The organism is Afipia broomeae ATCC 49717 (assembly GCF_000314675.2).
In the GTDB taxonomy this organism is placed as follows: domain Bacteria; phylum Pseudomonadota; class Alphaproteobacteria; order Rhizobiales; family Xanthobacteraceae; genus Afipia; species Afipia broomeae.
The window spans coordinates 1,052,849-1,065,732 of the sequence record NZ_KB375283.1 but is presented as its reverse complement, the minus strand read 5'-3'; the positions used below and the strand labels follow the sequence as shown (position 1 = coordinate 1,065,732).

Below are 12,884 nucleotides of genomic sequence, written 5' to 3'. Positions count from 1 at the left end.
CTGAAGTAATCTCCTTCATCTGAAGGACCTAAGGGCGGCAGAGAAATCTGCCGCCCTTTTCTTTTTGTTCGGTGATGAGCAGGTGGGTCGTGAGCAGGAGTTGGCGAGACAGATCGTCCGGATTTCTCGATGAAGCGGGACAGCGCAGACTGAGGGCTGGAGTTATCGCGGGCCTCGGCTCCGCGCTGGCGATCGGCGTCATGGAATTCCTGTCGGCCAGGCTGAGTTATCCGCTGGCCGTCATTCCGTTCGCGACGTCGATCGTGCTTGTGATCGGTTCACCGGATGCTGTGCCGGCGCAGCCCCGCGCATTGATCGGAGGTCATCTGGTGGCGACCCTGGTCGGGCTGATGGTGGTGCATGCGATGGGGCCCCAGCCATGGGCGGCAGCCCTTGCGGTCGGTCTCGCTGTCCTGGCGATGTTCCTCACCGGCACGTTTCATCCGCCGGCCGGGATCAATCCGCTGCTTGTGGTGTCGCTCAATTTGCCGTGGACATTCATCGTTGCCCCGGTTCTCGCCGGAGCATTGCTGCTCGCGGCGTTCGCCTGCGTCTGGCATCGCTGGGTCCGGCGCCAGCAGTGGCCGGAGCGTTGGTTCTAAACAGTCGCGACCCGCTCGCCTTCGCCGAGCGTGAACTGCTCCCCGGAACGGACCAGTGACACCTCGCGCTGGTGGAAAGCCTCGAGGGTCTTGCGATGCCCGATCGATATGATCGTGGTTTGCGGCAGCTTTTCCACGATCAGCCGATAGAGCTGCTCTTCGGACGGCTCATCCAGCGACGCCGTGGCCTCATCGAGGAACAGATATTGCGGCATGTGCAGAAGTGCGCGTGCGATGCCGAGCCGCTGCTGTTCGCCGAGCGACAGCGTCCTGTTCCAGTGTCCTTCCTCGTCAAGCCGCGTGGCGAGATCAGGAAGCCCGACGAGTTTCAGAACATCGGCCAGTTGTGCCGTGCTGTAGGTATTGTCCGGGGAGGGATAGGTGATCGCCGACGCCAGCGAGCCGACCGGGAAATAAGGCCGCTGCGGCAGCACCATCAGTGACGCGCCCTTCGGGATCGAGATCGCGCCCTTGCCGAACGGCCAGATCCCCGCGATGGCGCGGAACAGCGTCGATTTTCCCGAGCCGGAGGGGCCGGTGACCAGCGTGCGCTCACCGCTTTTCAGCCTGAAGCCGGAGGCCTGCACCAGCGGCTTGCCGTTCGGCAAAGTGAGCAGCAGGTGGTCGAGGGCAATGACGTCTGCGCCTTGTGCTGCGACAGGCTGAATCGAGTTGGGGCTCACCGCGAGCGCCCTTGCTGCGTCGATCCCGGCCTCGAAGCCATTGAGACGGGCAACCACGGCCTGCCACTCAGCCAGCGAACGATAGGTCGAAATGAAGAACGACAACGCGCCCTGCACACTGCCGAAGGCGGATGCGGTCTGCATCATGCCGCCGAGCTGCATCTTGCCCGCGAAGTATGCCGGCGCAACCAGAATGTAAGGAAAGATCACCGAGGCCTGAGAATAGCTCGCGGTGAATGCCGTCACCTTCTTGGTGCGGCTCATGATCCCGAGCCAGTTCTCGACCACCGCACCGAACCGCGTCAGCAGGCGCTGGCGTTCGGCGGCATCGCCATCGAGCAGGGCGATCTGTTCGGAATTCTCGCGGACGCGCACGAGGTTGAAGCGGAAATCCGCCTCGTATTTCTGCTGCCTGAAATCCAGTCCGACCAGCGGCCAGCCGATCAGGTGGGTCAGCCACGTGCCGAGGGCAGCGTAGATCAGTGCGCCCCAGACCATGTAGCCCGGAATGTCGATGTCCCTGCCGAACAGGTGCAGCGGCGCTGCGCTCGACAAGGTCCATAGGATGACCACGAACGACGCCAGCGTGACGACCGAGTTCAACAGGCCGATGCCGATGTTCAAAGTGCGGTCGACGAACAGCTTGACGTCATCGGTAAGGCGCTGGTCGGGGTTGTCGGCGGCGTCGCCCTGAAGCTGCATCCGGTAATGGTTGGCGTCGCTGAGCCATTCGCCCAGGTAGCGTTCGGTCATCCATTTGCGCCAGCGGATCTGCAGCCACTGATTGAGGTAGAGCTGGTACACCGCGATGATGATGAAGATCGTGACGATCACCGTGAAGTAGATGATCTCGGAGACGAAGCTGTCCCAGTTGCGCTCCTGGAGCGCGTTGTAGAAACGGTTGTTCCACGAGTTCAGCAGGACGTTGATGCCGACGGTCGCGAGTTCGATCACGATCACCGCGGTCAGCAGGCCGATGCCCGCCCATTTGTCGTCGGAGCGGAAGTAGGGTGCTGCAATCCGCCACACCGTCTTGAGGGTCGAGCCGATCCCATTCACAGATTTTTTCTCCTGAGGTGGGCGGCAAGGCCCTGAAAGGTATTGGGAATTTTCAAATACTAGACGAAAGTCGCAAAATCCCCTTCCTGCGACATCTTGTCCATTGTGCGGCAATCACTCTAGCATGCCGCGGACGGCGAAAGGGCTGGGGAGCCCGTTTCATTTGGCATTGTGAGCGTTTTGGGGCCTCGGCCCGCGCTCACGGTTTTCATCACATGGTTGTGCTCTCCGGCATGCAGACGCGTTGACCAACCACGCTCTGGTCAGGCGTCGCCAACAATAACGTGGGGGAGGAAACTGCAATGTGGAATCAAATCTATAATCCGCTGGGGAATGCCGCGCTGTCGACGATCGCGGCCGCCATCCCCGTTGTCACGCTTCTGGTGCTGATCGCCAGCGGCAAGGTCAAGGCGCATATCGCTGCGATCATCGCGCTGATCGTCGCCAACATCATCACGATTGTCATTTTCACCATGCCGGCCGGGATGTCGATCCGTGCGTCATTGCTCGGCGTCGTCGTCGGATTCTTTCCGATCGGCTGGATCGTACTCAACGTCATCTTTCTCTACCGGATCACGGTCGAGACCGGTCGTTTCGAACTGTTGCAGCGGGCAATTGGCGGCGTCACCACCGACCGGCGCATTCAGTTGCTGCTGATCGCTTTCTCGTTCGGCGCCTTCTTTGAAGGCGCATCCGGCTTCGGCACACCGGTGGCGATCACCGGCGCGGTCCTGATCGGTCTCGGCTTCTCGCCGCTGGCCGCTTCGGGTCTGTCCCTGATCGCCAACACCGCGCCGGTCGCTTACGGCGCGCTCGGCACACCGATCCAGGGCCTCGCGTCGGTGACTGGCTTCGATCCCTATGTCCTCGGTGCGATGGTCGGACGGCAGTTGCCGTTCTTCTCGCTGCTGGTGCCGTTCTGGGTGATCTGGGCCTTCGCCGGATGGCGCGGCATGATGCAGGTGTGGCCGGCCATTCTGGTCACCGCGGTCTCGTTCGCGATCCCGCAGTTCGTGATCTCGAACTACATCAATCCATGGATCGTCGATATCGGCGCGTCGCTGATCTCGATGGGCGCGCTGATCCTGTTCCTGAAGGTCTGGCAGCCCAAGGTGCTGTGGACGTCGCCGGCACTTCGCGGGAACGACGATTCGGCCGCGACCATGGCGCCGACCAAGCCGCTGGATACCACGCCGCTGACGCAGTCCCAGCTCTGGAGTGCGATGCTGCCGTGGATCATCGTCTGCATCGTGATGCTGATCTGGGGCAACGGGGCGTTCAAAACCTGGGCGAACTCGATCTTCACCTGGAACTATCCCGTTCCCGATCTGCACAACATGATCAACAAGGTGCCGCCGGTGGCTGCGAAGCCGACGCCGGAAGGTGCCGTGTTCTCGTTCACCTATCTGTCGTTCACCGGAACGGGCATGCTGATTGCGGCGATCATCTCCGGCATCCTGATGGGCTTCTCGCCCGCCAAGCTGATCGGCGAATATGGCCGCACCATCAAGGTCTGCGCGATCTCGCTGATCACTATCTCGGCGATGCTGGCGATCGGCACGCTGACGCGCCTGTCTGGCGTTGATGCGACGCTCGGTCTGGCGTTCGCTGCGACCGGCGTGCTGTATCCGTTCTTCGGTACATTGCTGGGCTGGTTGGGTGTGGCGCTGACCGGTTCCGACACCGCCTCGAACGTGCTGTTCGGCAACCTGCAGAAGATCACATCGGAACAGCTCGGCCTGTCGCCGATCCTGATGGCTGCGGCGAACTCGTCCGGCGGCGTGATGGGCAAGATGATCGACGCCCAGTCCATCGTGGTGGCTTCCACCGCGACCAACTGGTACGGCCACGAAGGATCGATCCTGCGTTACGTGTTCTGGCACTCGATCGTGCTGGCGTGTCTCGTTGGTGTCCTTGTGACCTTGCAGGCCTACGTCTATCCGTTCACGGCGATGGTATTGAAGTAAACCATCGCTGCCGTAACGCGCGAAAGCATCCCCGCGGCGCAAGCCGCGGGGATTTTCTTTGGCTTTTCCGCCCGCGTTCTGCGCGTCAATTTGAGCCGCGCGCACACTGGAAAAAGCAGTCCTGAACGTCTAGAACCGCGCGCGGTTTGAAACTCGTGAGGTCATCCATGACGGTTCTGCGACACGCTCTCGCCGGTCTTGCTTTTGCCATCGGCGTCATCGGTCAGGCTCATGCGGCGAGCGAGTTTCCGTTCGGAGCAGAAATGACTCTCGAGGCGCGTCCGCAGCCGGGATCGAAGAAAATTCCGACGCTTGAGATTGGCGACAACGGCGAGGCGCAGCTCGATCTGTGGTGCAAGTCCGGCAAGGGGCAGTTCTCGGTGGCGAACGACACCGTTATCTTCGTGCCGGGAACGATGGAAGACCGCGGCTGCACGCCGGAGCGTGCGCAGCTTGATGACGCGTTACTGAATGCGCTGGGTGCCGCCGCCACGTGGAAACGGCAGGGCGATTTCGTCTCGTTCATCGGAGCCGCGACACTGCGATTCCGCATCAGCACGAACTGAGCGCGCTCTAGCGGTCGCGCAGGATCATGTCGGCGCAGGCGCCGGCCGACTGGATCACGCCGGTATAACCGCCAAATCCTGCATAGGCCGAGGCCAGATACAGTCCCGGCACTGGCGTGGCGGGTGTTTGCCGCAAGGCGCTGGACAGCGAGCGCGGCGTCAGCGGTGCGAATCCATAGACGGCGCCCTGCGGCGCGCCGAGATACTGCTGCACCGACAGTGCAGTGTTGAACGTCGACGCAATGGTCGCTTGCGTCAGTCCGGGATAATGCTCCTCGAGATAGGCCACGATCGCATCCTGCCAGCGCGCGCGCTTGGCGCGGTAGCTGTCCTGATCGCCGCCGGTCCAGTTCGACAGCCGGTCGGGGCCGACGATGGACAGAACGTAGGGCGGCGCTGGCACGCCTGACTCGATCGCGGCGTAGTCGGCGATGGCGAGCGGCGGCATCCGCTCAAGAGGCTCGTCGGCCATCAGCGCGGTCGCCTGCGCATAATCGTTCAGGCTGGTCATCCAGCCGGGCAGCAGCTGGGTCGAATAGCTGCTGACACCGACCTCGCGCGGCGGCTTTGACAGGCCGAGCGTGAGCATGAACAGCGAGATCGACCGCTGGCGATGGCCATAGGCTGCGGTGAGCTTCGCGCCGCTGGCTTCGGGCAGCAATTCGGCCAGCGTTTCGGGCGCAGCGTTGCCGACGACACGTGTGGTCTCCACGGTCTGCGGATCGCTGCCGTCCCTGGCGGTGTGGGTGACGCTCACGATACGGCCATGGGCATCGGCACCGATGCCGCTGGCGGTCCGCCGCAGGATCGCATCACTCCCCGCCGCCTTGATGGCGCGCGCCAGCGCGCTGGAGAGGCGCTGCGATCCACCCTGCACATAGCGTCCGCCGCTGAGCAGGTAGCTGCCCTGTGCGGCGGCGAAGAACAACCACCAGGTCGTGGCCGGATCGTCGTGGTAGTAGGACAGGTTGGCGGCGACCGCCGCCTTGACCGCTTCGTTGGCTCCGAAGACGCGGTCAAGTTTCTGCGACAGTGACAGATTCCAGTCCCGGATCGAGGGCAGCAGGTTTCGCAATGCGCCGAATGTCTGCGATGGCGATTTGAATGCGCCGGCACCGCGCGACAGCATGCTCGCTGCGGATACGATCTGCTCCATTTCGCCGAGCAAGCGGTCGATGCCGCCCTGGGCCTCGGGAAACCGTTCGACCAATGCACGCCGGGCGGCATCGAAATTGTCGGGCAGGGTCAGCGGCGCACCGACCGGTCCGCCGCGCGCCTCATAGAACGTACCTGATGGAATCCATGTCACTGCGTCGAGCACGCCTGCGCGCGTCAATGGATCGTGCTTGGGGTCGCGCGGATCGTGCGGATCGCTGGTCTCGTGCAATGAGCCTTCGACAAACAGGTCGCCGACCTTGTAGCTGGAGGCAGCGCCGCCGACGGAATTGCTGCGCTCGATCACGAGCACCTTGCGGCCCGCGCGCGCAAGGATCGCGCCGGTGGTCAGGCCGCCGAGGCCCGCGCCAATGATGACGGCGTCGTAGCGCGCCATGCGCTATCGAATCCTGTGACCGGCGGGACTGCGGGCTATTTCCATGATGCCTTATCGGTGTCCCAGCGCTGGCCCTTCAGTTCGGCCGCGATGGCTTTGATCATTCCATCGTCGTCGTTGAATGTGCTTTCTTCCTCGCCGCCGGAATCCTCGGAGAACTGCAACTGAGGCGCGGCCGTCTCGTCGGTTGTTTTGCTGGAGGGAACGCCGAGCCAGACGATCAGACGATCCGAGCCGCCCGGCTTGTCCGGGCTGACCAGCGCGGTGATTTCCAGCGTCTCGGTCAGTTCCAGCGCCGGCGCGAGCTGGCTCGGACGCTTGAGCGTGAAGGTGAGTTCGCCGGTGGCCTCGTTCCATGTCGACGTCGCAGGTTTTGCGGACATGACTTTCGCGGCCAGGGCGGTGAGAGCCGCCGTGAATTTGTCGCGGTTCAGTTTGCCGCCCTCGCTCCAGTCGCCGGCGGGGAAACGGACCGCGCGCTCCATATCGTAAGTACCGGAAGTCCAGCCCGCAGCGACCACGCCGGGAGCTGCCTTCAGGTTCGCGATCAGAGCCGGCGCACGGGCGGGATCGACAAACAGGCGCAACACCTGATGGCCCGAGCGCAGCGCGTTGCAGTCGGTGGCGATGCTGTCGAGCGCGATCTGGACGTTCTGACCCTTGAGGCTTTTGACGAGCGGCGCGAAATTTTCACGCTTCACCCGGACGGCCACCGATTGCGGCGAGACCTGCGTGAAGTCCTTCGGCGTCTCGCTGAGATCGTCGTCGACCACCTGCGACTGCTGGAATTCCTTTTCATCGACATCGGCGTTGTCCGGCGACGATACCGAGGTGAGATGGCTGCCCACCGTGATCTTGCCGTCGAACGAAACGGATTTGCTGCCCTTGCGGGTCAGGCTGACGGTGACCGGGGTTTTGCTTTCGATGCTCTGTCCGCTGCCGGAGAGCTTCTCGCCTTCCACCTTCAGGTCGATGACAAAGCGGTCCTTCCGGTCCGAGGCCGTGGAGACGGAGTAGCAAACGTCGAGTGTCGATGCGACGAGCTTGCCGCCCTGACGCGTCTCCTTGATGAACGCATCGACCGGCAGGTCGCCAAGCAGATCACCGAGTGCATTGAAATAGCGGACCTCGCTCGCGGCCGGCGCGGCTTTCGCGTCCTTGGCGGTCTGAGCCTGGGCTGCCAGCCATGGTCCTGCTCCCACCAGGGCGAGGGTGCAGCCAATCATCAATGCGCGCATGAGTTTCGATCCTGAATCGGGATGGCGAGTGTGGAGACGGCGGACAATCTCAAAACCCGGACGGATTGTCGCGGTGATTCTTGAATATGAGCCAATAAAAAAGGCCGCCCGCGGGCGGCCTTTGATGATGTCGTCGAGGCGTACGGCCCGGCTTAGAAGCCCATGCCGCCCATTCCGCCCATGCCACCCATTCCGCCGCCGCCCGGCATTGCCGGTGCTGCTTCCTTCGGCACGTCGGCGACCATCGCTTCGGTGGTGACGAGGAGACCGGCGACCGAGGCCGCGTCCTGCAGGGCGGTGCGAACCACCTTGGCTGGATCGATGATGCCCTTGGCGACCATGTCGACATACTCTTCGTTCTGCGCGTCGAAGCCGAAGGTCTCGGTCTTGTTGTCGAGGATCTTGCCGACAACGATGGAACCTTCGACCCCTGCGTTCTCGGCGATCTGGCGGATCGGAGCTTCCAGCGCCTTCAGCACGATGTTGATGCCGGCCTGCACGTCGGAGTTGTCATTGTTGATCCGGCCGACGGCCTTCTTGGCGCGCAGCAGCGCGGTGCCGCCGCCCGGAACGATACCTTCCTGAACGGCCGCGCGGGTTGCGTTGAGCGCGTCCTCGACGCGGTCCTTCTTTTCCTTCACTTCGATCTCGGTTGCGCCGCCGACGCGAATGATCGCGACGCCGCCGGCGAGCTTGGCCAGACGCTCCTGAAGCTTCTCGCGGTCGTAGTCCGAGGTGGTTTCCTCGACCTGCGCCTTGATCTGGTTCACGCGCGCCTCGATGTCGGCCTTCTTGCCGGCGCCGTTGACGATGGTGGTGTTTTCCTTGTCGATCACGACCTTCTTGGCGCGGCCGAGCATCTTCAGGGTCACGCTTTCGAGCTTCATGCCGAGATCGTCGGAGATCAGCTGGCCGCCGGTCAGGATCGCGATGTCTTCCAGCATCGCCTTGCGGCGATCGCCGAAGCCCGGCGCCTTGACGGCTGCAACCTTGAGGCCGCCGCGCAGACGGTTGACCACCAGTGTTGCGAGAGCTTCGCCTTCGATGTCTTCGGCGACGATCAGCAGCGGCTTGCCGGTCTGCACCACGGCTTCGAGCACGGGCAGCATGGCCTGGAGGCCGGAGAGCTTCTTCTCGTGCAGCAGCACGTAAGCGTCTTCCAGCTCGGCGGTCATCTTCTCGGGGTTGGTCACGAAGTACGGCGAGAGATAGCCGCGGTCGAACTGCATGCCCTCGACGATGTCGACTTCGGTGTCGAGCGACTTGGCTTCTTCAACAGTGATGACGCCCTCGTTGCCGACCTTCTGCATCGCCTTGGCGATCATCGAGCCGATGGTGGAGTCGCCGTTGGCCGAAATGGTGCCGACCTGAGCGATTTCTGCGGAGGAAGCGACCGGCTTGGCGCGCTTCTCGATGTCCTTCACGACTGCAGTCACGGCGATGTCGATGCCGCGCTTCAGATCCATCGGGTTCATGCCGGCGGCAACCGACTTGGCGCCTTCACGGACGATCGCCTGGGCGAGCACGGTGGCGGTGGTGGTGCCGTCGCCCGCGGTGTCGTTGGTCTTGGAGGCGACTTCGCGCAGCATCTGCGCGCCCATGTTCTCGAACTTGTCCTCAAGCTCGATTTCCTTGGCGACGGTGACGCCGTCCTTGGTGATGCGCGGTGCGCCGAAGCTCTTGTCGATCACGACGTTGCGGCCCTTCGGGCCCAGCGTCACCTTGACGGCGTTGGCGAGGGTATCGACGCCGCGCAGCATGCGGTCGCGCGCGTCTCCGGAAAATCTTACGTCCTTGGCAGCCATGTGGATTCCTCCAAATTGAGATGTCGAATGATGTCATCACCGGGCTTGTCCGGGTGATCCCGGTCAATCAGGCGCGGTGCTCATCTTGTCGGGATGGCCGGGACATAGGCGTTTTCCAGAACGCCGTTCTTCGAGCGGCTACGCCCGGCCATGACAGCGTGCAAACGTGCGTTACTTCAGCACGCCCATGATGTCGGACTCTTTCATGATGAGGAGTTCCTCACCGTCGAGCTTCACTTCGGTGCCGGACCACTTGCCGAACAGCACCGTATCGCCGGCCTTCAGATCGATCGGGATCAGCTTGCCGGCTTCGTCGCGGCCACCGGGGCCGACGGCGACGACCTGACCCTGCGAAGGCTTTTCCTTGGCGCTGTCAGGAATGATGATGCCGCCTTTGGTCTTTTCTTCGGCGTCGATACGCTTGACGACGACACGATCATGCAGCGGGCGAAAAGTTGTCTTGGCCATCGGATGTCCTTTGGGCGTTGGTTAGGTAAGATTTGACGTGCGGCGGGGCGCGGGCCGTGGATAATGGGCTCAGCTAACCCCTTGAGGGGACGAAGCCTTGCCCTTAGCAATCGCGCTCCAAGAGTGCTAATGACGGGGTCGGGAATATGGGTTGGTATCGATCCTGTCAAGCAAGGCTCTTAAGGCCTTGGTGAGGCCAATATAGGATGATCTGGAAACCATAAAGGGGAACGCTGCGTATTGACGGGGGTCAGCTCACGCAGTGTGACGGCGGGTCTGTCGGTCTGGCAGCCAGCCAAGTGTTCTTGCCGGGAGACACCATGACCACAGTGAGTGAGCGTACCAAAGGCTCCAGAATCGTTACGTTGACAGCCATTTCGTTATTGTCGGGCTTTCTCGGTGCCTGTGGTGGCGGTGGTTTCGGTGGGTTCAGCGGCTTCGGCGGCGGATCGCAGCCCACGGTGCAGGAGCCGGGCGTCGCACCCGACGTGCCGGCCACCATCCGGGCCGATGAAATTGTCGGCCGCTGGGGTCTCGCCTCGTTCCACAAGCCGGAAGATCGCGCCCGAACCGAAGCGGCGGCGCGCGGCCAGTGCAAGAACCCCTACGTGATCGGTCAAGGCGCCACCGGCGGTGTCATCATGCATCTGCCGGACGAAGCTACCCCGCAGGAATTGCGCCTGAAGGGCAGCCAGAGCGGCAAGAACTATATCGGTCCGGCCGGTCCGGTCGGCGGCGAGAAGGATCGCGAGATCGTCTCGTTCGACGGACGGGTGCTGATGACGCGGTTCATCGACAAGGATGCCGCCAGCCGTTATGGCACGATGGTGTATGTCCGCTGCGCACCGCGCGCATAGCGCATTGGTTTATTGTTCCCGATAACAGATGATTCTCGACGTCGGGGACGTGAACGCGCAATGGCCGGGCTGCAAGTCCTCCGCTCCGGGCCCAGCCGCGCCGTCATCGTTCTTTGCATCACACAAGTCCTGGGCTGGGGCGCGCTGTTCTACCCGCCCGGGCTGACTATGCCCCACATCGCGGCGGCCCATGGCTGGTCGCTGGCGCAGGCGCTTCTTGGATTTTCAATCGGGCTTGGCGTCTCGGGGCTGACCTCGCCTTTCAGTTGCCACCTGGTGGAGCGGCACGGCGGTCACTACGTGATGGCGGGTGGCGCGCTGATCGGCGCGCTCGGCCTCCTGATCCTGCCGCTCGCCGATCAATATTGGCTCTATCTCGCAGGCTGGGTGCTGCTTGGCATCGCGATGGCCTGCAACCTTTACGATCCTGCGTTCACCGCCCTGACGCGTATTTTCGGCGCGTCGTCGCGGCGAGCGATCACGCTGGTGACATTCGTCGGCGGTCTTGCCTCGACGTTTTCATGGCCGACAACCCAGATGCTGATCGCCCATGGCGGCTGGCGCAGTGTTTATTTCGTGTTCGCCGGCGTGATGGCCTTCATTGTCGCGCCGCTCTATGCGTTCGCGCTGCCGCGCAATGCCGTCTATGCGCCGCCGCCGGCGGCGGAGGGCGCGGCCCCCGTCAAAACCGCCGCCATCATCCCATCGGTCGGCATGCCGTTCCTTCTGGTCGCTGCGGGGTTCGCGGCCCATGCCATCATGCAATCGGGAACGCTTGCGCATTTGCTGACGATCCTGCAGCGGGGCGGTATCGATGCAGGCACCGCGGTGATGATCGGGGCGCTGTTCGGGCCTGCGCAAGTCCTGACGCGCATCGCGGACTTCATGTCGGGCGGCAGGCTGCATCCACTCTGGCTGGTGCGGATCGCGATGGCGCTGATGGCGTGTGCGTTCATTCTGCTTGTCGCGGCCGGGATCTCGCCCGGCGTTGCAACGGTGTTTGCGCTGATGTTCGGCGCCGCCAACGGCGTCGTGACCATCGCGCGCGGTGCGTTGCCGCTGACATTGTTCGGAGCCGTCGGTTATGGGCGCGTGGTGGGCCGGATCGCGCGCCCGGCGCAAATCTGTCAGGCGCTGTCGCCGTTCGCGCTGGCCTATGTGATCGATCGCTGGTCGGGGCAGGTGGCGCTGGAACTGCTGATCGGCGTGGCGTTGCTCGCACTGGCGTGTTTCGTGCTGCTTCGGCGGCCATCCTGAACGAAAAAACCCGGAGGCAGGCCTCCGGGTTTTGAATCCGAGATATCGACCGCGTTAGTTGAACAGCGCGTCGATGTCGTCCTGCGAGACGTGGCCTTCTTCATCCGCGCTCTTCGGGCCGTTCAGCAGACGGGCATCGCCGACGCGGGTGTCGATGATGGCGGGCGCGTGCTGCTTGATGGCGTCGACGCCGCCCCAGATCTCCATCATGACGTTGATGTGATGCTCGATGAATTTCATCGTGTTCATCACCTTGCTGATGCGCTGGCCGGTGAGGTCCTGGAAGTTGCACGCCTCGAAAATGCCGACGACGCGATCCTGGATTTCCTCGCTGAGCTGGATCTGCTGATCCGGCGACATTGTCTTGCCAAGCGCGCTTGCGGCCTGATCGATCGCCTCGGCAGCTTCAAGGATCTGCTGGGTGGCTTCCTCGGTGCCGCCGACGACGGCGCCCAGTTCGCCGGTGACTTTCGCCATTTCGTCGCCGCTGAAGCTCTTGCCGTGAAGCACGGCGATTTCCTGCTTGGTGCGGTTGATGGCATCGTGAATGAGATCGAGTTCGACCTTCAGCTTCTCGCACTGTTCGATCTGCGCGCGGTAGCTTCCGAGCAGTTGCTGGGCTTCGGTCAGTTCGTGAGTTGAGGGATTTTCATCCTGCTCCGCGACCGGGCCGCGGTGATGCGATGCCATTTGCGCGCGAATGGCGCGCAGCTCGCTCATGATCTGATGATGATGCGGAATAATCTCGCTCTCATCGTGATCGATTATCGGCATGCTGCCGGACTGAATCGTTTCAATACGGAATCGTTTACGCTGAACGGCCATTGGTT

At 62.8% G+C, this 12,884-nt stretch carries 11 protein-coding genes; 5 read left to right on the top strand and 6 right to left on the bottom strand.

What is annotated here, in order from left to right:
• The first annotated feature begins 89 nt into the window (after positions 1–89).
• Positions 90–602 (top strand): HPP family protein, encoded by a 513-nt coding sequence (locus HMPREF9695_RS17605; protein WP_006022246.1) that lies wholly within the window; start codon positions 90–92, stop codon positions 600–602.
• On the opposite strand, the gene HMPREF9695_RS17600 is transcribed toward HMPREF9695_RS17605, so the two are convergent.
• A complete protein-coding gene (locus HMPREF9695_RS17600) occupies positions 599–2,344 on the bottom strand; it encodes an ABC transporter ATP-binding protein/permease (protein WP_006022244.1) in 1,746 nt (581 codons plus the stop codon). The two genes, HMPREF9695_RS17605 and HMPREF9695_RS17600, sit on opposite strands and share 4 nt — an antisense overlap.
• 302 nt (positions 2,345–2,646) lie before the next feature.
• Between HMPREF9695_RS17600 and HMPREF9695_RS17595 the strand changes: the two genes are divergently transcribed.
• Entirely contained in the window at positions 2,647–4,311 is a 1,665-nt protein-coding gene (locus HMPREF9695_RS17595) for an L-lactate permease (protein ID WP_006022242.1), read from the top strand.
• Positions 4,312–4,478: 167 nt separating this feature from the next.
• Positions 4,479–4,877, top strand: coding sequence for an META domain-containing protein (locus HMPREF9695_RS17590; RefSeq protein WP_006022241.1), 399 nt, complete (start codon positions 4,479–4,481; stop codon positions 4,875–4,877).
• A gap of 7 nt (positions 4,878–4,884) precedes the next feature.
• Here HMPREF9695_RS17590 and HMPREF9695_RS17585 read toward each other — a convergent pair whose 3' ends face one another.
• The 4 genes from HMPREF9695_RS17585 to groES all read right to left on the bottom strand — a co-directional run bounded on the left by HMPREF9695_RS17585 (position 4,885) and on the right by groES (position 9,940).
• Entirely contained in the window at positions 4,885–6,429 is a 1,545-nt protein-coding gene (locus HMPREF9695_RS17585; RefSeq protein WP_006022240.1) for a phytoene desaturase family protein, read from the bottom strand.
• Between the two features lie 35 nt (positions 6,430–6,464).
• On the bottom strand, positions 6,465–7,667 hold the full coding sequence (locus tag HMPREF9695_RS17580) for a hypothetical protein (protein ID WP_006022239.1): 1,203 nt from the start codon (positions 7,665–7,667) through the stop codon (positions 6,465–6,467).
• 152 nt (positions 7,668–7,819) lie between these two features.
• Positions 7,820–9,472: a chaperonin GroEL gene (groL, locus tag HMPREF9695_RS17575; RefSeq protein ID WP_006022238.1), complete on the bottom strand. Its 1,653-nt coding sequence runs from the start codon at positions 9,470–9,472 to the stop codon at positions 7,820–7,822.
• Between the two features lie 171 nt (positions 9,473–9,643).
• Positions 9,644–9,940, bottom strand: a complete 297-nt coding sequence (gene groES / locus HMPREF9695_RS17570) for a co-chaperone GroES (protein ID WP_006022237.1) — start codon at positions 9,938–9,940, stop codon at positions 9,644–9,646.
• Positions 9,941–10,260: 320 nt separating this feature from the next.
• Between groES and HMPREF9695_RS17565 the strand changes: the two genes are divergently transcribed.
• Together HMPREF9695_RS17565 and HMPREF9695_RS17560 are read left to right on the top strand one after the other, a co-directional pair.
• Positions 10,261–10,797, top strand: coding sequence for a hypothetical protein (locus tag HMPREF9695_RS17565; protein WP_006022236.1), 537 nt, complete (start codon positions 10,261–10,263; stop codon positions 10,795–10,797).
• 60 nt (positions 10,798–10,857) lie between these two features.
• Positions 10,858–12,054 carry an MFS transporter gene (locus HMPREF9695_RS17560; protein WP_006022235.1) on the top strand — a complete coding sequence of 399 codons (1,197 nt, stop codon included), beginning with the start codon at positions 10,858–10,860 and terminating at the stop codon, positions 12,052–12,054.
• Between the two features lie 54 nt (positions 12,055–12,108).
• On the opposite strand, the gene HMPREF9695_RS17555 is transcribed toward HMPREF9695_RS17560, so the two are convergent.
• On the bottom strand, positions 12,109–12,879 hold the full coding sequence (locus tag HMPREF9695_RS17555) for a protein phosphatase CheZ (protein ID WP_006022234.1): 771 nt from the start codon (positions 12,877–12,879) through the stop codon (positions 12,109–12,111).
• Between the last annotated feature and the right edge of the window lie 5 nt (positions 12,880–12,884).